The organism is Haladaptatus sp. HS23 (assembly GCF_056892285.1).
In genome coordinates, this window is sequence record NZ_JBXGLH010000001.1 from 61,329 (window position 1) to 84,605 (window position 23,277).

The 23,277-nt window shown below is 61.4% G+C and carries 23 protein-coding genes and 1 tRNA gene; 10 read left to right on the forward strand and 14 right to left on the reverse strand.

What is annotated here, in order from left to right; genetic code table 11:
- The first annotated feature begins 63 nt into the window (after window positions 1-63).
- Window positions 64-615 (forward strand): DUF7344 domain-containing protein, encoded by a 552-nt coding sequence (locus AC1XDK_RS00315; RefSeq protein ID WP_483347786.1) that lies wholly within the window; start codon window positions 64-66, stop codon window positions 613-615.
- 10 nt (window positions 616-625) lie between these two features.
- Here the strand turns inward: AC1XDK_RS00315 and AC1XDK_RS00320 are convergent, their stop codons facing one another.
- From AC1XDK_RS00320 to AC1XDK_RS00330, 3 genes are all read right to left on the reverse strand, one after another.
- Window positions 626-835 carry a hypothetical protein gene (locus tag AC1XDK_RS00320; protein WP_483347787.1) on the reverse strand — a complete coding sequence of 70 codons (210 nt, stop codon included), beginning with the start codon at window positions 833-835 and terminating at the stop codon, window positions 626-628.
- 3 nt (window positions 836-838) lie between these two features.
- Window positions 839-2,266, reverse strand: coding sequence for a hypothetical protein (locus tag AC1XDK_RS00325; RefSeq protein WP_483347788.1), 1,428 nt, complete (start codon window positions 2,264-2,266; stop codon window positions 839-841).
- 190 nt (window positions 2,267-2,456) lie between these two features.
- Window positions 2,457-3,401: a hypothetical protein gene (locus AC1XDK_RS00330; protein WP_483347789.1), complete on the reverse strand. Its 945-nt coding sequence runs from the start codon at window positions 3,399-3,401 to the stop codon at window positions 2,457-2,459.
- A 312-nt stretch (window positions 3,402-3,713) separates the two neighbouring features.
- Here AC1XDK_RS00330 and AC1XDK_RS00335 point away from each other — a divergent pair, with 312 nt between their 5' ends.
- From AC1XDK_RS00335 to AC1XDK_RS00345, 3 genes are read left to right on the forward strand one after another with little or no spacing between them, the layout of a single operon-like run.
- Entirely contained in the window at window positions 3,714-5,327 is a 1,614-nt protein-coding gene (locus AC1XDK_RS00335; RefSeq protein WP_483347790.1) for an alkaline phosphatase family protein, read from the forward strand.
- Entirely contained in the window at window positions 5,324-6,340 is a 1,017-nt protein-coding gene (locus AC1XDK_RS00340) for a lipid II:glycine glycyltransferase FemX (RefSeq protein WP_483347791.1), read from the forward strand. Before AC1XDK_RS00335 ends, AC1XDK_RS00340 begins: the two co-directional genes overlap by 4 nt.
- A gap of 47 nt (window positions 6,341-6,387) precedes the next feature.
- Window positions 6,388-6,627 (forward strand): zinc ribbon domain-containing protein, encoded by a 240-nt coding sequence (locus tag AC1XDK_RS00345; RefSeq protein ID WP_483347792.1) that lies wholly within the window; start codon window positions 6,388-6,390, stop codon window positions 6,625-6,627.
- Between the two features lie 20 nt (window positions 6,628-6,647).
- Here AC1XDK_RS00345 and AC1XDK_RS00350 read toward each other — a convergent pair whose 3' ends face one another.
- Both AC1XDK_RS00350 and AC1XDK_RS00355 read right to left on the reverse strand, forming a co-directional pair.
- A complete protein-coding gene (locus tag AC1XDK_RS00350; protein WP_483347793.1) occupies window positions 6,648-7,229 on the reverse strand; it encodes a metal-dependent hydrolase in 582 nt (193 codons plus the stop codon).
- Window positions 7,229-8,251, reverse strand: coding sequence for a DUF1616 domain-containing protein (locus AC1XDK_RS00355; protein WP_483347794.1), 1,023 nt, complete (start codon window positions 8,249-8,251; stop codon window positions 7,229-7,231). The genes AC1XDK_RS00350 and AC1XDK_RS00355 overlap by 1 nt, the downstream gene beginning before the upstream one ends.
- Window positions 8,252-8,574: 323 nt before the next feature.
- On the opposite strand from AC1XDK_RS00355, the gene AC1XDK_RS00360 reads away from it, so the two are divergent.
- Window positions 8,575-8,727 (forward strand): DUF7556 family protein, encoded by a 153-nt coding sequence (locus tag AC1XDK_RS00360; protein WP_483347795.1) that lies wholly within the window; start codon window positions 8,575-8,577, stop codon window positions 8,725-8,727.
- A 42-nt stretch (window positions 8,728-8,769) separates the two neighbouring features.
- Window positions 8,770-8,973 carry a XapX domain-containing protein gene (locus AC1XDK_RS00365; RefSeq protein ID WP_483347796.1) on the forward strand — a complete coding sequence of 68 codons (204 nt, stop codon included), beginning with the start codon at window positions 8,770-8,772 and terminating at the stop codon, window positions 8,971-8,973.
- A gap of 555 nt (window positions 8,974-9,528) precedes the next feature.
- On the opposite strand, the gene AC1XDK_RS00370 is transcribed toward AC1XDK_RS00365, so the two are convergent.
- From AC1XDK_RS00370 to AC1XDK_RS00390, 5 genes are all read right to left on the reverse strand, one after another.
- Window positions 9,529-11,364, reverse strand: coding sequence for an FAD-binding protein (locus AC1XDK_RS00370; protein WP_483347797.1), 1,836 nt, complete (start codon window positions 11,362-11,364; stop codon window positions 9,529-9,531).
- 16 nt (window positions 11,365-11,380) lie between these two features.
- Window positions 11,381-12,241, reverse strand: a complete 861-nt coding sequence (locus AC1XDK_RS00375) for a succinate dehydrogenase/fumarate reductase iron-sulfur subunit (RefSeq protein ID WP_483347798.1) — start codon at window positions 12,239-12,241, stop codon at window positions 11,381-11,383.
- Window positions 12,242-12,607, reverse strand: coding sequence for a succinate dehydrogenase hydrophobic membrane anchor subunit (locus tag AC1XDK_RS00380; RefSeq protein WP_483347799.1), 366 nt, complete (start codon window positions 12,605-12,607; stop codon window positions 12,242-12,244).
- Window positions 12,608-13,000, reverse strand: coding sequence for a succinate dehydrogenase, cytochrome b556 subunit (gene sdhC, locus AC1XDK_RS00385; protein WP_483347800.1), 393 nt, complete (start codon window positions 12,998-13,000; stop codon window positions 12,608-12,610).
- 246 nt (window positions 13,001-13,246) lie between these two features.
- Entirely contained in the window at window positions 13,247-14,323 is a 1,077-nt protein-coding gene (locus tag AC1XDK_RS00390; protein WP_483347801.1) for a succinylglutamate desuccinylase/aspartoacylase family protein, read from the reverse strand.
- 134 nt (window positions 14,324-14,457) lie between these two features.
- Here AC1XDK_RS00390 and AC1XDK_RS00395 point away from each other — a divergent pair, with 134 nt between their 5' ends.
- Together AC1XDK_RS00395 and AC1XDK_RS00400 are read left to right on the forward strand one after the other, a co-directional pair.
- Window positions 14,458-15,816 (forward strand): ATP-grasp domain-containing protein, encoded by a 1,359-nt coding sequence (locus AC1XDK_RS00395; protein WP_483347802.1) that lies wholly within the window; start codon window positions 14,458-14,460, stop codon window positions 15,814-15,816.
- 93 nt (window positions 15,817-15,909) lie between these two features.
- Entirely contained in the window at window positions 15,910-16,527 is a 618-nt protein-coding gene (locus tag AC1XDK_RS00400; RefSeq protein WP_483347803.1) for a DNA-3-methyladenine glycosylase family protein, read from the forward strand.
- Window positions 16,528-16,625: 98 nt separating this feature from the next.
- On the opposite strand, the gene AC1XDK_RS00405 is transcribed toward AC1XDK_RS00400, so the two are convergent.
- From AC1XDK_RS00405 to AC1XDK_RS00420, 4 genes are all read right to left on the reverse strand, one after another.
- Window positions 16,626-18,068, reverse strand: a complete 1,443-nt coding sequence (locus AC1XDK_RS00405) for a S8 family peptidase (RefSeq protein WP_483347804.1) — start codon at window positions 18,066-18,068, stop codon at window positions 16,626-16,628.
- A gap of 108 nt (window positions 18,069-18,176) precedes the next feature.
- Entirely contained in the window at window positions 18,177-18,548 is a 372-nt protein-coding gene (locus AC1XDK_RS00410) for a S8 family serine peptidase (protein ID WP_483347805.1), read from the reverse strand.
- A 411-nt stretch (window positions 18,549-18,959) separates the two neighbouring features.
- Window positions 18,960-19,331, reverse strand: coding sequence for a DUF7344 domain-containing protein (locus tag AC1XDK_RS00415; protein ID WP_483347806.1), 372 nt, complete (start codon window positions 19,329-19,331; stop codon window positions 18,960-18,962).
- A gap of 83 nt (window positions 19,332-19,414) precedes the next feature.
- On the reverse strand, window positions 19,415-20,569 hold the full coding sequence (locus AC1XDK_RS00420) for an acyl-CoA dehydrogenase family protein (RefSeq protein WP_483347807.1): 1,155 nt from the start codon (window positions 20,567-20,569) through the stop codon (window positions 19,415-19,417).
- A 115-nt stretch (window positions 20,570-20,684) separates the two neighbouring features.
- Between AC1XDK_RS00420 and AC1XDK_RS00425 the strand changes: the two genes are divergently transcribed.
- Together AC1XDK_RS00425 and AC1XDK_RS00430 are read left to right on the forward strand one after the other, a co-directional pair.
- Window positions 20,685-22,652 (forward strand): 3-hydroxyacyl-CoA dehydrogenase/enoyl-CoA hydratase family protein, encoded by a 1,968-nt coding sequence (locus AC1XDK_RS00425; RefSeq protein WP_483347808.1) that lies wholly within the window; start codon window positions 20,685-20,687, stop codon window positions 22,650-22,652.
- A 121-nt stretch (window positions 22,653-22,773) separates the two neighbouring features.
- Window positions 22,774-22,848, forward strand: a tRNA-Glu gene (locus AC1XDK_RS00430).
- The last annotated feature ends 429 nt before the right edge of the window (window positions 22,849-23,277 follow it).

Consider the following 23,277-nt stretch of genomic DNA (forward strand, 5'->3'; position numbering starts at 1 on the left):
TGGTCACGAAATCGAATGGAGGTGTATTGGTTTCGATGAGCGAGCGACTGCTGTCTTCACACAATGGCTAGTTCCGGACTCTCACAGGACCAAGTGTTCGAGGTTCTCAAGAGTCCGCGACGGCGCTACGCGCTGTACTTCCTTCGACGGGAAGGAGGTATCGTCGAACTCTCCGACCTGACGGACCAAGTGGCAGTGTGGGAAAACGAGACCACGCTGACGGGGTTGACGAGCGAGCAGCGAAAACGCGTCTACATCTCGCTCTATCAGACCCATCTCCCGAAACTCGACGACGCGGGTATCGTCGAGTACGACCGCGACGAGGGGACGATTTCGCTCTCGCGACGTGCCCGCGAACTCGATACGTACCTCGGGGACGTCTCCAGACCCGCGATTCCGTGGGATAGGTACTACCTCGCGCTCTCGGTCGGGAGCATTCTCCTCGTCCTCGGCGTTTGGTTCAACGTGTATCCGTTCGCGCTGATTTCCGGCATCGCCACTGCCATAATCATCCTCATCGTGTACGGCGTTTCGGCCATCGGTCAGTATCTCTACTACCGACGCCGAACCGTACAGGGCTTACCGCCGGAACTGCGGCGTGCAGAAGGGCAATGAAGAGCGCCGCTTACTGTCTGTTTTCGACGTTGCAAACGGCGTTCGGCTCGGCGAGGATGAACGCATCGTCGCGGAGCATCTCGCTGTCCTTGGGGAGGAACATGAGACGCCCACGGCCGTCCCGACGGGCGCGGATGACGTCCCATTCGTCGATTTCGTAGCCGAGGTCCCCTTCGAGGTCGGGGTCCGCGGGGAGCCGCTCCCAACGAGGTTGGCCCATCGGTCACTCCTCCGTTCCGAGTGAGATGCGCGCGTTGCCGTCGATTTGAAGGCGTTTCAGGTCGCCGGAGAAGCGGTAGCCGTCCTTGCCGCCGAAGACTTTGCCTTCGACGCGAGTGCCGTGGACGGAGTCGTGCTTGTTGACCGACCCGAGGGCCCGGGATTTCGCGACGGAACCGCCCACGTCGAACGAGTAGGCGTTGGAGCCTTCGTTCACGGTTCCGTCGATGACGATGGTCTTCGGCAGGCCGAGTTTACCCGGCGTTACCTTCGTACCGTTGAAGAAGACGGTCGCGTTGCCGTCGAGACTGAAGCTCGCGAGCGTTCCGGAGAACCGATAACTGTCGGTACCACCCGCGACCGAACCCTTCGCCATGCCGTGCTCGAGGCTGTCGTCGCCGTCCTTCGACGCACCGCGGTCGGTGGATTTTCGCACTTTCCCGGCGACCTCGAACTCGTAGGAGGCGGGCGCTCCGGAGTTCGAACTGGAGATGCTGATGACGTTCGGGAGGCCCTGTGCTTTGGCCTGTTTTTTCGCGGTGGACTGCTTGCGGTTACCGGAACTACCGCCCGCGCCGCTCGCGGCCTGCTCCGCGGTCATCGGAACGCCTTTCGGCGGCGTCAGGTCCGCGTCGCTGTCGGTCCGCGTGTTCGTCTTCGTGATCGTCCCGCCGTGGGCGGTCGAGATGGAACCGACGATGTCACAGTTCCGAAGGTGGGTTTCGCCGTACCACGACCAGACTGCGCGCGTGTTCTTCGAACCGGGGGCGGAGCAACCGACGCCACAGGCCTGGTTCCCGCGAACGTCGACCACCGTGTTCGTCACGTTGCAGGGCCGCGCCTTCGCGTTGAGTCGAACGTTGGCGATGGTGTTACCCTTGAAATACGAGGACTCGACGTGGAGGTTTCCGCCGTAGCCTCGTGCTCCGGGACCCGAGCCGTACAGGCCGTTGTCTATCATCTCCGCGATGTGGATGTTGCGGAAGGTGATGGTACCGCGGTGAGGGAGGTTCGAGTTGAGCCAGATTCCACCGCTCTTGGTTCGAGCGACCTGTCCGTCGCCCATGTAAACGTTCTCGATCAGTCCGGTACCGTTCGCGTCCGAGACGCCGGGGGTCATGAGGTAGTGTCCGCCCGGGTGCGTGCCTTTGAACCCGACGTTTCGAACCGTCCATCCAGACCCCGTGGTGAGGATCTGTGCGGACGCACCGTTCGCCGTCATGTCGATGAGAACGTTTTCGAACGTCTCACCGTCGGTGACCTCGATGGTCTTTTTGGTCCCAGCAGGGACGGTAATGGTTCGATACTTCTTTCCGGTCGCCGAGCCGGCGGCTGCGAACGCCGCCGCTGTCGCTCCGGCGAATTTCAAATACGACCGTCGATTCAACAGACCGTTGTTCGGTACGTCGCGTACCGCATCGTCGCGTGCCATGGATTCAATGCCACATTGCCAATTTAAGTAGATTGCGATTCAGACCGAAGAATTTATAGAAATTTAAAAGTTATTAGCATCAGGTTCCTTTGATAAAAAGCTGACGTTTCCGCGCGGAAACGCTAGCTTACCGGGGAAAAACGCGATATCGACGGAAAAAGCGGTGACTGAACCGCGAATATTCGGCCGTTCAGTTACCCTTTGCCGCCTGTTCCGCACTCTGCGGGACCTTCTTCGGAACCTTCGTCTTCGGATCGCTGCCGACGTTCTTCGTCTCGACCGAACCGCTCGTCGGTCCCTTCACCTGCGAGTTCTTCACCATGACTTCGCCGCCGTGGAATCCACCGTTCACCGCGTCGTATTCCGTGACGCTAACGTCACAGTTCTTTACGGTAATGGGAACATACCAGCCCCAAATCCCGCGCTTGTTCGGCCCGTTCGGATGGTGGACCGGGACGCCGGTGTCCTCGATGACGCTGTCTTTCACGTACGACCCCGGCGTTCCGAGGCGGACGTTGGCGATGTCGTTGTTCGCACAGTAACACTCCTCGACTTTGACGGGACCGCCTGACCCGGCCCCGTTCGCCGCACCGGGACCGCTCCCGTACAGACCGTTGTTCGCGTACTTCTGGATGTTGACGTTGCGGAGGGTCAACTCGCCCTCGTGGGGCGCGTTCGCGTCAACCCAGAGACCACCGGGTTGGGCCTCGTTGGCGCCGTTCGTCTCCGCGCCATCGCCCATGTAGACGTTCTCGATGATACCCTTGCCGCCCGAGGTGACGCTCGGCATGATACTGAAGAAGCCGAAGTTGGTCGCGCCACAACCGCCTTTGAACCCGACGTTACGAATCTTCCAGTCGCTCCCGGTCGCGCGAATCGTCGCCGCCGCGCCCGGAGCGCTCTGGTCGATTAGGGTGTTTTCCAAGTTCTTGCCGTCGCCAACCGTGATGTCCTTCGTGCCGCCAGCGGGGACAGTAATCGTCTCATACTCGCTCGCACTGGCGCTGTCGCCTGCCACGCCGAGACCGACTGCGGTCGTTACCGTCGCACCTGCCGCTTTCAGGAAAGACCGCCGGTTACGTTCGAATTTCTCGTTGGTTTCGATCCGCTCGTGTGTCGTTTCGTCGCGTGCCATTGCAGGTTCAATGCTATCTTACTGATTTAAGTACGTTCCGATTCACCCTCAATGCCGTATTGCGAATTTAAATGTAGTGGCCAGTTCGCGCGTTAGGGCGAGCGGACCGCCGAGGGACGACATCTCCGCCGTCGGTGAACCCACGTTATATACCGGCATCGGGGTAATCCCGTCGAAACCGGGGAAACGTACTATTGAGACGCATACTTTCCCTACGAGCCCGTTCGATACAGAATTCAGGGAGTACGACCCGACTATACGGCCGGAAACCCACGCATAACAAAGGACGAAGGTGGGGTTTCACGAGACAGCATGGACAGTCAGATGCAGACCCTTCTCATCGGCATCGACGCGGGGTGCCGGTCCGTCCTCGAGCCACTGTTCGAGGAGGACGCGCTGCCACACCTCGCATCGATATTCGACAAGGGGTCATCCGGGCCACTGGAATCACAGCTCCCGCCGTGGACGCCGAGCGCGTGGCCGTCGCTGTACACCGGAGTCAATCCCGGAAAACACGGCGTGTTCGGCTTTCTTCACTTCGACGGCTACGACTGGGACGTCGTCAACGCGAGCCGCATCCGTGAGTACACGCTGTGGGAACTACTCGACCAACACGGGCTTTCGAGCGTCGTCGTCAACGCGCCCGTCACGCACCCGCCGCGCGAAATCGACGGCGCGGTACTGCCGGGATACACCGCGCCGGAGAACCCGACGTGTCATCCCGACGGGCTTCTGGACGACGTTCGGAACGAAATCGGCGGCTACCGCGTGTATCCGCCGCGAAACCTCCCCGAGGAGAAATCGGTCGAATGGTATCGCCGTCTCACGCGCATGCGCGGTGACGCATTCCGATACCTCGCGGATCGGTTCGACCCCGACTTCGGTTTCGTCCAGTTCCAAAGCACCGACACGCTGTTTCACGAACACCCCGGCGACGAGGACGTCGTCCGCGCCGTCTACGAGGCGGTCGACCAGCAGGTCGGGAAAATCCTCGACGCCTGTGACCCCGAAACGGTCGTCGTCGCCAGCGACCACGGCATCGGCGAGTACACCGGATACGAGTTCCGGGTCAACGACTTCCTGCACGAGGAGGGCTACGTCGAAACCGCCCGCGGCGGCGAAGGAATGCCGTCGTGGTCCACCATCGCGGGCAACCAACTCCAGCAAGGGGAGGAGAGTTCACCGCGCGAACAGGGGACGGCCGAGCGAGGACTCGCCCTCGCCGCAAAAGTCGGCATCACGAGTCAGCGAATCGGTGCCGTCCTCGAACGCGCGGGACTGGATACGTTCGTCGCCGAACGCGTCCCGGAGGACTTCATCCGCGCGGCGACCGAGCAGGTCGATTTCCCCAACTCCGTCGCGTACATGCGCGACCGAATCGAGTGCGGTGTCCGACTCAACGTCGAGGGACGCGACCCGAACGGCGTCGTTTCGCCCGACGAGTACGAGTCGGTTCGCGCGGAGATAATCGAGAAGCTCCGCGGCGTCAGGACGCCCGACGGCGACCTCGTGTTCGAGACGGTCGCCCCGCGCGAGGAGTTCTTCACCGGTCCGTACAGCGAGGACGCCGTGGACATCGCGTGCGTTCCCGCCGAGTACAACCAGTTCCTCTCGGCCCAACTGCGCGGCCAGCAGTTCGGGAAACCGCGCGAACCGTGGAACCACAAGCGGAACGGGATTTTCGCCGCGTCGGGCGGGGGAATCGACCCCGACGCGGACCTCGCCGGTGCCCACCTCTTCGACGTGGCACCGACGATTCTGTCCACCTTCGGACTCCCGACGAGCGACCGGATGGACGGGCGCGTCCTGCCCGTCGTCGAGTCGGCAGGCGAGCAGAGTTACCCCGCGTTCGACGCGGGTGAGACGGTCGAGACGGACGACGAGCGCGTCGAAACGCGACTTGCAGACCTCGGATACCTCGAATGAGTGTTACCATCGAAAAGAACGGCATCAGGGTAGAACGGACGAACGACGTGGACCGCTGGAACGGTCTCGTAGAGCGGTCACCACAGGGAGCCGTGTTCCACCGATTGGAGGCTCTCGAAGTGCAGGCGGACCACACGGGCGCGACGTTCCATCCGCTCGTGGGGTACAAGGGACAGGAACCGGTCGGCCTGTTTCCCGTCTTCACCATCTCGAAGGGCGGGATGACGACGGCGTTTTCGCCGCCGCCGAACCTCTGGCTCCCCCACCTCGGCCCCGTCCTGTTGAACATGGGCAAGCTGAAGCGACGAAAAGCGGAGCGACGACACCGACGATTTATCGACGGCTGTCTCGACTGGCTCGACCGCGAGTTCGCGCCGAAGTACGTCCACGTTCGGACGGGCGGAAACTACGACGACGTTCGCCCGTTCGAGTGGAACGAGTTCGAAATTCAGCCGCGACACACGTACGAGGTGGACCTCACCCCCGGCGAGGACGACGTGCTGTCCAGTTTCAGCGGCGACGCCCGGAGCAACATCAGGACCGACGACGGCCGGTACGAAATCCACGTCGGCGGGCCCGAAGCGATTCGTAAAATCATCGGGCAGGTGAAAGCCCGCCACGACGAACAGGACGAACCGTACCGCCTCTCGCCGCAGTTCGTCGTGGACCTCTACCGATTTCTGCCCGACGGCGCGGTCCGACCCTACGTCTGTGACGTGGACGGCGAGTTCGCGGGCGGGATGGTCGCGCTGGCGGACGACGAACGCGTCTACCGCTGGCAGGGGGGCGCGAAACACGACCTCGACGTGCCCATCAACGACCTCGTGGACTGGGCCATCATGCGCGACGCGATGGAGGAAGGAATCCCGCGCTACGACCTCGTCGGCGCGAACGAGCGCCGACTCTGCGGTTACAAGGCGAAGTTCAACCCGGAACTCGTCCGGTATCACAGTTTAGAGCGCGGCACGCGGATGATGAACCTGCTGACGGACATGTACAAGCGGTTCAGATAGGACACACGCCAAACAAGACTTATTATCCGACCGTCGCTGGCGGAAGTATGGAAAATCCGCTCGTCGCGGCCGGAATCGCGCTCGTCTTCTTCGGCATCGGCTCCTTTTTCGGCCAAATCGGCATCGTCATCGCGGGGCTCGTGCTGATCGCTATCGGCTCGTCGTCGCAATCGGGAGGAGATCCCACGGACCCGGCGGACAAAGCGAACTGTCCGTCGTGTGGCGCGAGAAACGACCCCGATAGCGCCACCTGTCATCACTGTGGAACGGTACTCTCCGAGGAATAAGAGACGTCAGGGAGACGGTGTTATCGCCCGATTACCGGCGCGTAACGGACGATTCGTCGCGGCACGCCCGGCATCCCGTCGAACAGCCAGAGGCAAAACACTCCAAGCAGCAGGCCGAGTTCGAGCGCGATGTAACCCCTGATTGCCGGGTCGCCGAGGTGTGTGACGTACTCGCCGAAGTACTCGTGGAACCGTGACAGAAATCCGAGACTCGACTGGTCGGTCGGGACGGGAACGAGGGGCCACAACAGGAAGTCGAACGAGGGCGTCTTCCCGACGGCGATGGGGTAGATGATGTCCCCCGCGAGGTGCGAGAGGTAGCCCACAGTGAACGCGACGCCGATATCGGTTCGCTTCGCTCGATGGGCCAAGACGAGCGCGACCACCGACAGCGGCACCGCGGTGACGAGCGAGTGGGCCAGCGAGTGTCCGCTCGGAAGCACCGACAGGGACCACGCGAGCGGTTTGTCCACGAGGTCCGGGAGCTGTGTCGCAACGCAGAGGACGACGACCGCATCGCTTCGTGGCGCGCGGCCCGTCCAAAGGCGTCTGAAGACGGAGTAAGTGAGATACCCGAACGCGAGATGTTCCCACGGCCACATTATGCTGTCACGTTGACCCAAATTTGAGTGTGTTGGGCGGCGTTACTCGTGGTCGGGTCGCTCGGCGGGTCGCCCTTGTAGAGGAGATAGACGATGCGAAGGTCCTCTCCGGTCATGGTCGGGTCGATGTCGTGGCGCGTTCGCCACCTTTCGCCCGCCGAAACCCGATGGTCGAACCGACCGATCTCCTCGCGTTCCGTGACGCGCGCACCGCCGTTCGGACGCTGTTTCACGCGTTGAATTTGGGCGACGACGGTGTACTCCGTCGCCTTGTCCTCGTGGTTCTGCACGGAGATGAACACGGGTTTCGAATCGCCTTCCGTGATGTTCGTGGGATAGCCCTCCGAGACGTAGTTCCCGTTATCGTCCCGCGTGAGCAGCGACAGGTTCGAGAAGTGTTCGCCGTCCTGCGGGGCGGCGACGGCGAACCCCACGGTCGTCAGCGCGACGACGACCGAGAGGACGAGCGCCAAATTGAGTACCACGTCTGCCGCCGACTCCTCGTGAAAGATGGCGCGATACAGATGGGTTACGCCGCCACGTACCGACACCGATAGTCGGCTCTTTTTCGGGACGTTAAACCGGCGAACAACCGCGAAAATGGAGACGAGTAACGTGAAAGCGGCGACGGCGGCGATGACGTAAACCGGGACGAACGGCAGACGGGCGAGCGAAAATAGCACCCCGAGCGGGGTTAAAAGGGCGACGCTGATACCGAAGGAGAGGGCACAGCGTTCACCACCCGTGACGCCGTGCTGTCGGACCTGTGCCGGACTCGCCCATTTCCGTGACTGCGACGACCCCTCCTGCGGGAACAGGAACGCGACGAGGGCGTACCCCGGCGCGAAGAACACGAGGGGAAGCCCCAGTGCGACGGCGAGCGGTGTTCCGTACACCGCCGGTTGCACGAGCGTAAGTGAAAGGAGTATGACGGCAATACCGAGGAGGGCCAAATCGACGGGGAACTCCAACACCGGCCGTGTGATTTTGGTCCACCAGGAGTCGTTCGTTTCGTGGCTCATGTCGGTGATATTCTACGTTCTGTCTTCGTGCGGTGCTGGTCCGTCCGTTGTTCTCGGGAAGGCATCGAAATCAGTCCGTGAGGGTCGTATTCTCGGCTGGTACTTTGTTATCCAGCGCGTACTTTCGTCCCGATACTGTTCGGCAACCCTACCGTCCCGTCCGCCCCTCGAAACCGCGATTTTCGGCCCGGTAAGGGGTTATTGTGACGCGGAAGGAAGTCCATAACAAAGGGGAAGAAGGCGAGATACACCTCCGTGCTTGCCAAGCAACGGCGAGTGAATGACGGTGATCGAATCTGAATTGGACACGCGCAACCGATGACTTGGACGAACAGACTCCCGACGGCGACGTGATGTTCGCCGTCGACGAGGACGAGGACGGCGACGAGTTGGCCATCATCGCCGACATTACACGAGACGAGGCGTGGATATCGATGCCGTTGGCGGCATCACAAACGCTCTCGCAGTGCCGTTGACTCCGAACCACTTTTCACCGCAGTCTTCGGAGTGCATATCCGATGGATTACACACTCACCACGCTCGCGCTACTGACCGGACTGCTGACCGGGGCACTGTTCAAGTTCGTCGGCGCACCGATTCCCGCGCCGCCCGAACTGCCCGGTATCATGGGAATCGTCGGAATCTATCTCGGCTTCAAAATCGTCGATGCCACTGGATGGAGCGTCAACGCGCTTCTCACGACGCTCGGCTTCGCCGGATGACACGGACGAACTAACGGACGGGACGGAGCATACCGCGCTGACACCCTCTGCGGGACTACTGAAAACGAAGAGCGACGCGACCACAGGAATCAGCAGGTGACACAACCATCCGAAGTCAGCAGGAGACACACCAACTAAAACCAGCAGAGGACACAACTGCGAAGTCCTGTCACTCACCGAAAGACCGGCGGTCTTTCGAGCAGTCACAGTCGCGCCGTGATTGTGAGACACCGGAAAATCGGAGATTTTCCGGGCCGACGAGCGACCGGAGAGGCGTGAAGCGCCTCGGAAAACGAGCGGCGAACGTCAGTGAGCCGCGAGTCGAAGGGTGCGAGGAGTGTCTTCCTGAACGCAGTGAAGAAAGGCCAAGAAGTCGCATGCCCGCGCAGCGTAAGCGAGCAGGAACGTCTTCCGCTGCTTTTGATGAACATTTTACAGGGAATGCGAGGGAGCGAAGCTCCCTCGTTCCTTCACGGCTTTGCCGTGAAGAAGACTGCCAGCGGTCGGGTCGTTTCGACCCGACCGCTGGCTTTCGACCGTCGTAAAAGGTGAGTTCTAGTAACTGCGTTCTTTCGGCTCGTACGTCTTGTTCTCGCCTTCGAGGATGGTCGGCTTGTACCAGAGTTGCGGCGTGCCGTCCTCCCACGAGAGGAGCGTGTGTTTCAGCCACACGTCGTCACGGCGGTTCTGATTCTCCTGCCGCCAGTGAGCGCCGCGGAACTCGTCGCGGGCCAACGCGCCGAGCGTGATGGCCTCGGCGAGGTCGATGAGGTTCCGCATCTCGATGGTGTGGATGAGGTCTGTGTTGAACGTGCGGGACGGGTCGTTGACGTACACGTCCTGATACTCCTCACGGACCTCGCGGATGTCGCGAAGCGCCTGCTTGAGGCCGTCCTCGTTCCGGAAGACGTTGACGTTCGCCGTCATCGCCTTCTGGAGTTTGGCGCGGAGTTCGGCCTGTTGGATGCCGTCGTCCTTCTCGAGGAGGGTTTCGACGCGATTGCGCTCGGCCTCCAACGCGGCTTCGACCGTCTGGGTCGGGTCGGCGAGCGTCGCGCCGCCGTCCGCCACCGCGCTGTCGTCGTCCGATGCGACCGCACCGGGTTCGACGGGCGTATCGACTTCTCCCATCTCGGTGTCGTCGGTCTTGCCGGTCGTAATTTCGGGTTCGCCGAGGTCCTTCCCGGCGGCGTGGCGGCCCGCGCGGGCACCGAAGACGATGAGTTCGGGCAGCGCGTTGCCGCCGAGGCGGTTCGATCCGTGAACGGACACGCAGGCACATTCGCCGGCCGCGTACAGACCGTCGATGCAGGTGTGACCGTTCTCGTCGGTTTCGATGCCGCCCATCGCGTAGTGTTGGCCGGGTTTGACGGGCATCGGTTCTTCGAGCGCGTTGACGCCCTCGAAGTCCTCCGCGAGGTGGAGGATGTTTTCGAGGCGGTCCATGATGCGCTCCTCGCCGAGGTGGCGCATGTCGAGGTGGACGTACTCGTCGTTGATTCCCCGTCCGTTGTTCACTTCGGTCAGTTCGGCACGGGCGACCACGTCACGGGACGCGAGTTCGCCCTCGTTGTTCGCGTAGCCGTGTTCGAACATGAACCGCTCGCCGTCCTTGTTGTAGAGGATACCACCCTCGCCGCGCACACCTTCGGAGATGAGAACCCCGGTCGAGGGAAGCGTCGTCGGGTGGAACTGGATGAACTCCATGTCCTCCAACGGGACGCCCGCGCGGTACGCCATCGCGGCACCGTCGCCGGTGTTGGCCACCGCGTTCGTCGTGTGGTCGAAAACCTGTCCGAGGCCGCCCGTCGTCAGGATGACGCCGTTCCGGGCGACGAAGCCCTCGACGTTGCCCGATTTGATGTCGTAGCCGACGACGCCGTGACAGTCGCGCTCCGCGGGGTCGTCCTGATTCGTGACGGCGAGGTTGGTGACGTACCACTCGTCGTACACCTGAATGCCTCGTTTGACGACCTGCTCGTACATCGTGTGGAGCAGGTGGTGGCCCGTCTCCGCACCCGCGTAGGTCGTTCGGGCGAACGAGAGTCCGCCGAACGGGCGCTGGGAGACCGTACCGTTCTCCTCGCGGGAGAACGCCATCCCCCAGTGTTCGAGCTGAATCGTCTCTTTCGGGCTGTCCTGACAGAGCGTCTCGATTGCCGGGGCGTCGCCGAGATAGTCCGACCCCTTCATCGTGTCGTAGGCGTGGAGTTCCCAGTCGTCGCCCTCTCTCAGTGCCGCGTTGATACCGCCTTCCGCCGCGCCGGTGTGGCTTCGCACGGGATGAAGCTTCGTGACGAGGGCGACGTCCGCACCCTCCTCGTGGGCCGCGATGGCCGCACGAAGCCCCGCACCGCCAGCACCGACGACGATTACGTCGTGTTCGTACATTGTGTCTGAATTAGCCTTACCAGAACTTGAGGTTGTTCTTCACCGCTTCCCGTTTGAGTTCCTGAATGTGCTGGGTCAGCGGGATGTCTTTCGGACAGACGTTCGTACAGGAGAACTGGGTCTGACAGCGCCAGACGCCGTGTTCCTGGTCGAGGATTTCGAAGCGGTGTTCCCGCATGTCCTCGCCTTCGCGTTCGTCCATGGCGAACCGGAACGCCTTGTTCAGCGCCGCCGGGCCGAGGTACTGGTTGTCCTGCGCCGCGATGTTACACGAGGACATACACGCACCGCACCAGATACAGCGCGTGGACATCTTGATCTTCTCGCGGTTTTCGCGGGTCTGGCGCTGTTCTTCCAGTTCGTCGCTCGGCTTGTCGTCCGTCTGGAAGTAGGGTTCGACCGAGTGCATCTGGTCGTAGAAGTGCTCCATATCGACCACGAGGTCCTTGACGACCTCGGCGTGCGGGAGCGGTTCGACGCGAACCGGTCCGTCCAACTCCGATATCTGCGTCTTGCACCCGAGTCGCTGTGACCCGTTGATGAACAGCGCGTCGCTGCCACAGATGGCCTGTCGGCAGGAGTGGCGGAACGTGAGCGTCGTGTCGAAGCGGTCACGTGCATACATCAGCGCGTCGAGGACGGTCATCCCCTTCTCGAAGGGAACGTGGAAGTCGTCGAAGCGGGGTTTCATCTTCCCCTCGACTTCGGGGTCGTAGCGGAACACCTTGAGGTGAACCGTCTCCTCGTCCGTCTCGGGCGACTCCTGCGCCTCGGTCGACTGCCCTTGGCGGGTTTTCTTCTCCGCCCGGCGGCGGTCGCCGGGGGTTTCGGTGCGTTCGGTTTCGGCTTCCGTCTCTTCGGAAAGTTGCGTGCTCATTTACATCAACCCGTTCATGGTGAGTGCGACGTAGATTCCCTGTGCCGAAAGCAGAACGCCGGCCACGATGAGAACCCATTTGACCGCGGTCTTTCGACCGCCCGTGAGGCCCTGATTGAGCAGGGCGGCGTAAACGCCGTTGACGCCGTGGAACGCCGCCGTGATGAGGAACAGCGTCATTGTGAGGAAGTAGCCCCACTGGCTCATCCGAGCGTGGGTCCCCGCGAACGTTATCTCGGGCGCGTGGTGGACGAAGTGGAGCATGAAGAAGTGGAACGCCAGCACGACGACGAGGAACGCCGCCGTGACGCGCTGGAGGAACCACGTCATGCTTCCGCTCTGGAAGGAAGAATAGCGCTCCGCCATTCAGAACGCCCCCTCCAAGAACGTCGGAACGCTCGCCAAGACGATGACGGCCGTCACGATGAGCGAGGCGTAAAAGCTCTTGTCCTGCGATTCGAGTCCGACACCCAAGTCGACGAAGAGTAGCCTGACGCCGTTGAGAATGTGGAAAACGGCCACGGCGAGCAGACCGACTTCACCGATTCGGACGATGGTCAGCCCTTCGAGTCCTTGGATGGTGGCTCTGTAGGTGTCTGGATTTGCCGTGGCGGTACTCAGCACGGCGATGTGCGTGAACAGGTAGCCGATGAGTACCCACCCAGTAAATTTGTGGAAAATCCAGGCCCACATCCCGGCCGAAAACTCGCGCCAACGGCCGAAGTCCTCGATGAGGCCCCGGTTGTACGATTGACTCATTCCAATCGGATGGTCGGTACTGGGAGCAAATAGAAGTTACTACCTGTCCGCGTTCTTTCCGGGAAGTTGCGTCCCTGTCGATAGCTTTTCTAAAGTGAGCGGGTGGCGTCGAATTTCCCCACACGAGTGGCTAAAAAACGCGATATTCGAACCATCGGTCCGTTCGGCTGCCGTTTCGCGGCAAAAACAGCTGTCAACGATTCGGTGACTCGCGGATTGCCGGTTCTTTAGTCGGGACGACCCGACTCACTGGTCCCCAATCTCGGGCGTGCCGACGTATCCCGGCGGTTGCACGTCACCCTCGGTTTCGGCGTGTGCCCGGTCGCGTTTCAGCGCCCGGCGGGTGTCCGCGTTCAGTTCGACGATGTGACAGAGCGGGTTGCCCGGATACACGACGGGATTTTCGAGAACCCCGACGAGGAGGCCGGTGAAGGGCGCTTCGACGGTTTCGCGTTCCGTCTTGAACGGGTTCGTGATGGAACAGATGGGCGTCCCCTCGTAGACCAACGACCCGCGGTCGTAGTGCATCTCCACGAGGCCACCGGCGTCCGCGCGAAGCCACGTCTTTTCCTTCTCGTCGTCGATGACGGTCCGCCAACCGGGCCACTTCACCGGGTCGTCCGGATGGAGGTTGTACTCCGCGAAGACGCTCATCACGCCTTCGAGCGCACGGTCGATGAAGTGTCGCTGGAACCGGTGGGCCTCGCCCATCTCGATGGTTATCGTCGGCGCGCCGCCGTCGGTTACCTCCCGTCGGAGCGTCCCGGACGGGCCGGACGAGGAGATGATGACGTTCGAACCGAACGCGCGCGCCAACCGGGCGACGTCGGGGTCCTGCATGTCGGCCCTGACGTGAAGCATGTTGGTTCGACCGCGCGTGGACGTGTGGAAGTCGATGCCGAGGTCACACGGTTCGAGGAAGTTCCGATATATCTGGTCGGCCATCCGTTTCGCGCTCGTCGAGTCCTCCCGGCCGGGGAACGAGCGGTTCAAGTCGCGGTCGTAGATGGGGAGGTATCGCTGTTGGGCGAGGAAGCCGGGGACGTTGAGCACGGGCATACAGACGATGGTGCCGTGTAACTCCTCGTGATTCCAGTCGTAGGCGACCTCGCGGACGACCTCGATACCGTTGAGTTCGTCCCCGTGTGCTGCCGCAGAGAGAAAGACGGTCGGCCCCGGATGCTCCCCGTTGATGATAGTGACGGGAATCCGTACGGGGTCACCGAGATACGTCTCACTGATTCCGTACCGGATGTTCTGCGTCTCGCCCGGCTTCACGATACCGCCATTGTAGGTAAACGGCTCCGCATCGTCCCCGGTCATGTACAGCACTCAGGGGCGACCGCATAAAAACATACTACTACACCTGTCCGATTCCGAAACCATTCCATGAGAGCCGTTGACGCTTCAAATCAAGTGAGAACGATTTAAGGCCGAACGGACGAAATGTACCCTACATGGATTCTGACGGTTCACCCGTTCGCGTAGGGGTACTCAGCCTGCACAACAGCAAGGAAACGAAAGCCATCTGCAACGCCATCGAAGACCTCGGCCACCAACCGGAGTGGCTTCGCCACGAGAACACGGCGGTCGAAATCGAAGACGGGTCGATCACGCTCGAACCCGACATCGACGTCGTTGCGAACCGACTGTTGCTGTCCAATACCGAACAGCCCTCGGAGGCCCTCGGTCTCGCAAACATCTACGACTCGCTCGTACCGACCCTCAACCGTCCCAAGGCCGTCATGACCGCGATTCACAAGTTCTCCACCGCGGCGAGTCTCACGAATGCGGGCGTCCAAGTCCCGGACGCGCTCCTCGCGCTCAACACCGACCGCCTGAACGACGGACGGACGAACTACGGCGAGGAGGCCGTCTACAAGACCGCCATCGGAACCCACGGCGGCGGGACGTGGAAAGTCGGCGCGGACGAGTTGGTCAACCCGCGCGTCGGCGAGCGACAGGCGTTCCTGCAGGAACTCATCGAGCGCGACGAGGGGCGACACCGGGACCTCCGCGTCTACGTCGTCGGCGACCGGATCGTCGGCGCGATGAACCGCTACGCGCCGGAAAACGACTGGCGGACGAACGTCGCCCTCGGCGGCGACGTGGAGGACATGACCGACGCGCTTCCCGACGACGTGGTGGACATCGCCCGTCGGGCGGCCGACGTCATCGGCCTCGACTACGCCGGTGTGGACCTCATCGAGGGCCACGACGGCTGGTACGTCCTCGAAGTGAACCCGACGGCCGGGTTCAAGGGACTGTACAAGGCGACCGGACGGAGCGCGGCCCCGTACATCGCGAAGGCCGCGATCGAAGCGGGCGGCGGCGAAGTGGACGACACCCGCGTCGAGGAACTCACCGCCACGCTGGACGACTCCGTCCCGTCGTGTAAACCCGTCAGCGCCACGTCGGAACCGACGGAACCGGTCGTCATCGGCTATACCGAGGAGGTCTTGGTGAGCGGGACGAGCGGTTCCGAGACCGTCGTCGCTAAATCGGACACCGGTGCCACTCGGTCCAGCATCGACACCAAACTCGCGGCGCAGATCGGTGCCGGACCCATCAAAAGCATGACGCGCGTCAAGTCCGGTAGCCGAAAGTCGAGCAAGTCGCGTCCCGTCGTGGACGTGGTCATCGGCGTCGGCGGCAACCGCCACACCGTCACCGCGAGCATCGAGGACCGAGGCCACATGGACTACCCGGTCCTCCTCGGCCGAGACATCCTCGAACACTATCAGGTGGACGTGCGTCGCCGCGTCGACGGCGAGGAGGAAGCCGAGATGGAAGAAGAGGAAGAACAGGAAGGGTGATCGACCGCGTTCGAAGGTGACGTGAACACGGGACTCCCTGAAGCAACCACAAACACGCCGTTTTTTACGTTCGACTACCTACCGAAGGACAGAATGGAGACTTCCCGCGATGGGACTGGGACGGATTTCGATGGCGTGGAGTCCGTCCTCCGAACGGACCCCGTGATGGCCGAACTGCTCGACAAGCACGACCCGTACACGGAAGCGAACTGGACGGAGTACGAGCGGCTCTGTATCTCCATCATCAACCAGCAGCTGTCGACGGCGAGCGCGGCGGCGGTGAAAGAGCGCGTCTTCGCCCTGCTCGGCGACGTGACGCCGGAAGCGGTACTCACCGCCGAGAAGGAGGCCCTTCGGGACGCCGGGCTTTCGCGCACGAAGGTCGAATATCTGAAGAACGCGGCGCGTGCATTCCAGCGCAACGATTTCACCGTGGAGGGGTTGGCCGACCACTCGAACGAGGAGGTGGTGAGCGCGCTGACGGAAATCAAAGGTGTCGGGGATTGGACCGCCAGAATGTACCTGCTGTTCGTGTTGGAGCGCGAGGACATCCTTCCGCTGGGCGACCTTGCCGTTCGGCGCGGTATCCAGCAGTTGTACGGCGACGGCGAGGAGTTGACACGAGAGGAGATGCGTGAAATCGGCGAACGGTGGCGGCCGTATCGTTCTGTCGCGACCCGGTACATCTGGGCCGAGTACGAGTCGGACTGATTCGAATACGGCCACCGTCGCGGCGGTACGTGTCGAATCCAATCGGGAAAGTACGAGGAGGGCCGTCGGGGGATTCGCGTTACCGCGGGACGGAATCGTCAGTCGTCGTGTCCGTGACCGTCATCGTCGTCGTGTCCCTGACGATGGTCCCGAATTTTCCGCCACACGGCGTGTTTCGTGTCGAGGTGGCCCTCGCCGTGGTACGTCGGGTCGTGCAGGTCGCGGGCGGTGGCTTCGAGATGTGCTCGCACTTCAGCGGGCGTCGCGTCCGGGTTGACGCTCTTTACTAGCGCGGCGACGGCGGTCACCTGTGGTGCTGCCATGCTCGTCCCTGCCTTCCAGCCGTACGCGGGAACCATGTCCGCGTCGTCGTCCTCGTCGCCCCACTCGAAGACCGTGCTGAGTACCATGTCGTACTGTGCGTTCGCGTCCTCGGGAGCTTCTCGGTCGAAGTTTCCGCCGGGGGCACTGATATCGATGGCCTCCGCGCCGTAGTTGGTGTAGTACGCCGGTTCGGTCGTCGGTTCGCGGAGGTGGTGAAGCGCCCGTCGGTAGTGACGACGGTCGTGATGCCACCCGCCGTGGCCGCGTTTCTCCTCGTGTTTCTTCTTTCGCTTTTCGTCGTCCCAAAGGAATCCGATGGGACCGGTCGCGCTGATGCTCATCACGTTGTCCGCCTCGTTCGGGAGGCTGATGACGTCGCCATCCCCGTCGAGATTCACGGCGTCGTTCCCCGCCGCCGCCACGAGGAGCGTTCCCTGTTCGTTCGCGTAGTCCGACGCGCGTTCGATGGATTCCTGTAACAGTTCCGTGTCGGCATCCTTCGGGAGCGGATACGCGCCGAGGCTCATGTTCGCCACGTCGGATTCGATGTCCGCGCTGTGTTTCATCGCGGCGATGATGTCGCCGAAGATGGCGAACGGCCCGGTGAACACGCGAAGGGCGACGAGGTCGGTGCCGGGTGCGGTGCCGATGACGCCGTCCTCGTTCGAACCGTCCGCGGCGATGATACCCGCACAGTGCGTGCCGTGGTCGCTCAATATCGGGTTGAAGTCCCCGCCGTCGCCGGTGAAGTTCATCGAGAGGTCCGTGTTGAGCGTACCCTGGAGGTCCGGGTGCGTTTCGAGCGCGCCCGAGTCGATGACCGAAACGCGCGTCCCCTCGCCGCGCGTCTTGCGGTGGACCTTCAACACGTCCTGTGACTGTTTGTCCCATTGCAGGTCGTAGCGCGTGTCGTGTGGGTGATGGTCGGGATGCTCGTGATGTTCTGTTTCGGCTCGGTTGAGTTCCATCTCGACGTCCTTCGAGTAGCGCGTTCCGCTGACGTCGCTCCGTTCGCCCATGACCACGGCGATGTCGATTTGGTCCAACAGATGGACGACTTCGAGTCCGTCGAGAACGTCGGACGGGGCGTCCCGCAGGTCGACGATGTATCGGTCTTCCCGCGACTGTGCCGAAACGGTCGGCGTCGTCAGTGCTACTCCACCCAGTGCGGCCCCTACTCCCTTCAGGAAAGAACGGCGCGTCGATTTTCGTGGCATTCGTTTACACATGACATCAGACACATATTAATCTTAATACTCGTAACGTATTGTAAAATCTGCAAATGAAGAATTATTTTACCAGAAGAAAGTCAGATTGAACAGACTTCAGTCGTCAGAGCGGCGGCCGTGATGGCCGCGTCGTCCCTCCCGGTCGTCGTGGTCACGGCCGCCGTAGTGTCCGTGGTGGCCATCACGGTCGTCGTGTCTCCCGCCATGGTCGTGACCGCGGCCGTGGCGGTCATCGTCGATTTCGTCCCACACCGCTCGGGCGGTGTCGAGTTGGCCTTCCCCGTGGTGCGTCGGGTCGTCGAGGTCACGCGCCGGCCCTTCCAAGTGTTGGCGTACCTCGCCGGGCGTCGCGTCCGGGTTGACGCTCTTTACCAGCGCGGCGACGGCCGCCACCTGTGGCGACGCCATGCTCGTCCCAGCCTTCCACCCGTAGTCGGGAACCCGCTCGGCGTCCACATCGGTGAACACCGTGTTCAAAACGAGGTCGTAGTACCACTTCGAGTCGGTGCACGATGTCGAGTCCGTCCAGTTCGCTTTCGCTCGTGGACTGAAGGTCGAGAATGTACCGTTCGTCCGACGAACTCGCGGACACCGTCGGCATCATCGTCAATCCAGCAAGAGCCACCCCGTCGCCTTTTAGGAAGGAACGTCGAGTTGATTTCTGAGACATTCTCGTAGATATCAAATTTTATAATTTTTAATGTTATAGATTAAGGAAATTGGTACCGAATATCCCGGTGGTGAATTCAGGTGATGAAGAAACGGAGACGGTGAGGTGATGACGCGGTGACGGTGTCACGAAGACGACGGATGAAAATGGCAGGCGTTTCCCGATTCGGATTCGAAGAACGACGATACATACCGTGCCGCTGATATCGGCTAGAAACTCGTGGAGGATTCCAACTCGCTGGCGAGGTCGAGATACGACGTTATCGGCACGTCCGACTCGTCGAGCAGAACGCGTTCCCCTTCCTGTTCGATGATGCCTGCCTCTTCCATCTTCGGGAGGTGTTTGTGACGGAGTTCGGTGAGAACGTTCGGCTTGTCGTGTTCAGTAGTCCGGTCGTCCCAGTCGATGATCCGTTCGGCGAGTTCCTCGCGTTCGACGGGGATGTCGCAGTTTCGAAGATGATAGAGGACGTAGCGACGGCGATAGTCCGCTAACACTGCCATCACTGCATTGAGGTCGTCCGAGTGGACATCGTCGTTCTCTGAATTCGTCTCCGGGGCGCCAGTAAAGTCAGAACTCATCGTGATTAATACAGTGATATGATTCCGTAAAAGAACTGTGCCTACACACGTAGGCACGGGTAGAACGGCCCCAGAGAACGACCTTAGAACCCCTTCCCGAGCAGTTCACGGGCGATGATGTTCTTCTGGATTTCCGTCGTTCCCTCGTAGATTTGGGTGATCTTCGCGTCGCGATAGAGTCGCTCCACGTCGAAGTCGTTGACGTACCCGGACCCGCCGTGAATCTGGACCGCTTCGTCCGCACATTCGACCGCGATGCGCGAGGAGAACTCCTTCGCCATAGACGCGAGTTGGGTCAGTTGTCCGTCACCGTTGGCGACGCTCCACGCGGATTTGTAGGTGAGGTTCCGCGCGGCTTCCGTCTTCGTGTGCATCTCGGCGAGTTTGTGCTGGATTGCCTGGAATTCGCTGATGGAACGCCCGAACTGTTCACGCTCTTGGGCGTAATCGAGCGCGCGTTCACAGGCACCCTTGGCGATACCGACGCCCTGTGCGGCGACGGCCGTCCGAGTTTCGTCGAAGAACTGCATGAGTTGGAGAAAGCCCATTCCGCGCGTGCCGACGAGGTTCTCTTCGGGGACGCGCACGTCGTCGAAAATGAGTTCGGCGGTGTCGGAGGCGCGGATGCCGAGTTTGCCGGTTATCTTGTCGGCCTCGAACCCGTCGCGGTCGGATTCGACTATTATCTGCGAGAAGCCAGCGTAGCGGTCCTCGGCTTCCGGGTCCGTCTTGCACATCACGACGAAGAAGTCGCCGATGGAACCGTTCGTAATCCACATCTTGTTGCCGTCGATGACCCACTCGTCGCCGTCCTTCTCGGCCGTGGTAGAAACCGACGAAACGTCGGAGCCAGTGTCCGGTTCGCTGATGGCGGTTCCCATGACGGCGTCGCCGGCGGCGACGGGAGCGAGGTACTCCTCTTTCTGCTCTTCGGTACCGAACTCGCGGATGGCGTCGCCGCCGAACGCCGTACTCGTGATACAGAGGCCGATGCCGGGATCCACGGCGAACAGTTCCTCGACGATAATGGCGACTTCGAGAGGCGAGTAGCCCGCGCCGCCGTATTCGATGGGAATGTTCGCGCCGGTCAGGCCCATTTCGGCCGCTTTGTCGATGATTTCCCACGGGTACTCCTCCTTCTGGTCGTACTCCTTCGCGATGGGTTCGACCTCGTTCTCGGCGAATCGTCGCACTTCGTCACGGATCGCTTGCTGCTCGTCGGTCAGTTCGAAGTCCATGCCAACGACTTACGGGGCAACGAATAAATCGTTTTGTAACCGGATATAAACTCGAAGATAGTTTATTAGCTAGTAGAGAGAAACGTTGAAACACCCCCGCAACGAGGGTTCTCCCATGGCGCTCGAAGATATCAACACCATAGCGGTTCTCGGTGCCGGCAACATGGGTCACGGAATCGCGGAAGTCGCCGCACTCGCGGGATTCGACGTGAACCTGCGCGACATCGAAGAGGAGTTCGTCCAGAACGGCTACGAGGGAATCGAGTGGAGTCTGAGTAAACTCGCGGAGAAAGAACAGATCAGCGAGGCGGAAGCGGACGCCGCGCTGGACCGCGTGACACCCCTCGTGGACTTCGAGGAAGCCGTGGCCGACGCGGACTTCGTTATCGAAGCGGTTCCCGAGAAGATGGCCATCAAGAAGGACGTGTACGGCGAATTAGAGGAGTACGCCCCCGACCACGCCATCTTCGCCACCAACACGTCCAGCCTCTCGATTACGGAACTCTCCGAGGTGACGAACCGTCCCGAACGGTTCTGTGGAATGCACTTTTTCAACCCACCGGTCCGGATGCAACTCGTCGAGGTCATCACGGGCGCACACACGAACGAAGACGTTCTCGACGTGACCGAGGAGTTGGCCGAGGAGATGGGCAAAACTCCCGTTCGCGTGCGCAAGGACAGCCCCGGTTTCATCGTCAACCGCGTGCTCGTTCCCCTGATGAACGAGGCCGCGTGGATAGTCGAGTCCGACGACGCCACCGTCGAGGAAGTGGACAGCGCGACGAAGTTCGACATGGGTCTACCGATGGGCAGTTTCGAACTCGCAGATCAGGTCGGCGTCGACGTCGGCTACCACGTCCTCGAATACATGCACGAAGTGCTCGGTGACGCGTACGAACCGTGCCCGCTCCTCGCCGAGAAGGTGGAGGAGGGGAACCTCGGTAAGAAGACCGGAAAGGGATTCTACGACTACGAGAACGGCGGCGTGGATATCCCGACCGACGCCGGAAGCGAGGACATCGTCCTCCGCCTGCAGGCCGTAATGGCGAACGAAGTCGCGAATCTCGTCGGCAACGACGTCGCGCCCGCGAGCGAAATCGACGAGGCGGTCATGCTCGGTGCTGGCTTCCCCGAAGGGCCGGCCCGGATGGCCGACGACGCCGGACTGGACACCCTGCTCGAAACGCTCGAATCCCTCCACGAGGAGACGGGCGCGGCGCGCTACGAACCCGCGGACTACCTCGAAGAGCGCGCCGAAGTCGGCGGCTTCGCGGACCAGACGGAAGACGAAGGTATCGAGTTCGAGGCCATCCGCATCGAAAAACCGGGCGAGATGGTCGGCCAAATCGTCCTCGACCGTCCGCACCGCATGAACACCATCAGCGGGCAACTCCTCGACGAACTCGCCGAGGCCATCGACCAGTTGGAGGAGGACGACGATGTTCGCGCAATCCTCATCACGGGCGAGGGCGACAAGGCGTTTTCCGCCGGTGCCGACGTTCAGAGCATGGCAGCGGGCGGTGCCGACCCCATCGGTGCCATCGACCTCTCGCGCAAGGGCCAGGAGACGTTCGGGAAACTCGAATCATCCCCGATGCCCGTCGTCGCCGGAATCGACGGCTACTGTCTCGGCGGCGGTATGGAGTTGTCCATGTGTGCTGACCTCCGAATCGCCAGCGAGCGCTCCGAACTCGGGCAACCGGAACACGACCTCGGTCTCCTGCCGGGATGGGGCGGCACCCAACGCCTCCAGCACATCGTCGGCGAGGGACGAGCGAAGGAGATAATCTTCACCGCGGACCGCTTCGACCCCGAGACGATGGCCGATTACGGCTTCGTGAACGAGGTCGTATCGACCGAGGAGTTCGAGGACAGCGCGTTCGAACTCGCGGCGAAACTCGCGGGCGGCCCGCCAATCGCACAGAAGTTCACGAAGCGCGCGATGCTCAAGGGCTGGGAGAGCACGGAAGCGGGCCTCGAAATCGAGGCCCAAGCCTTCGGCCACCTGATGGCCACCGACGACCTGATGGAAGGTATCACCGCCTTCATGGGCAAACAGGACCCCGAATTCGAAGGAAAGTAGACTGACACCCCTTCCCAAAAGGGGTGGCACCGATTGACGCGGAATCCGCCCGCTGTCGGTCGATAACGGAAGGTTTAAACTAGTTCACCAGAAAGCAATGAGTGCGCACCAAGCGCGATACGCTCGGTTGGTGTAGTCCGGCCAATCATCTTGGCCTTTCGAGCCGAGGACCAGGGTTCAAATCCCTGACCGAGCATTTTCCGAATGGAATGAGGAAAAGCGGAGGCGCAGGGGTTTTAAGTACGGAAGAGGCAGTCTCGCCGGAGGCGAGGAAGCGTCTTCAGGTAGTTCAAATCCCTGACCGAGCACTTTTCGAGGAACGAAGTGACGGGAAGCGATGCGTAAAACGGGTCAGTGCTGTCGCGGCACACAATCGGGATGGAAAACGAGAGCAGTGACGGTGTTGGTGATTCCGGTCGGAGTGTTCGTACGGAGCCAGTATCGAATTTTAACGAAGGATACAATAATTCCATCACGATTATAATACATCAATAGTGGTATAAAGTGGGCTTGTAAACTTCGAAAACAAGGTGTGAACGTTCGACAATTCAAAGAACTAGCGTATATCTTTATTATTCTCGGCTCTCTCTAGATGAAACGTCAGACGATACGTTCTCCAACAGTG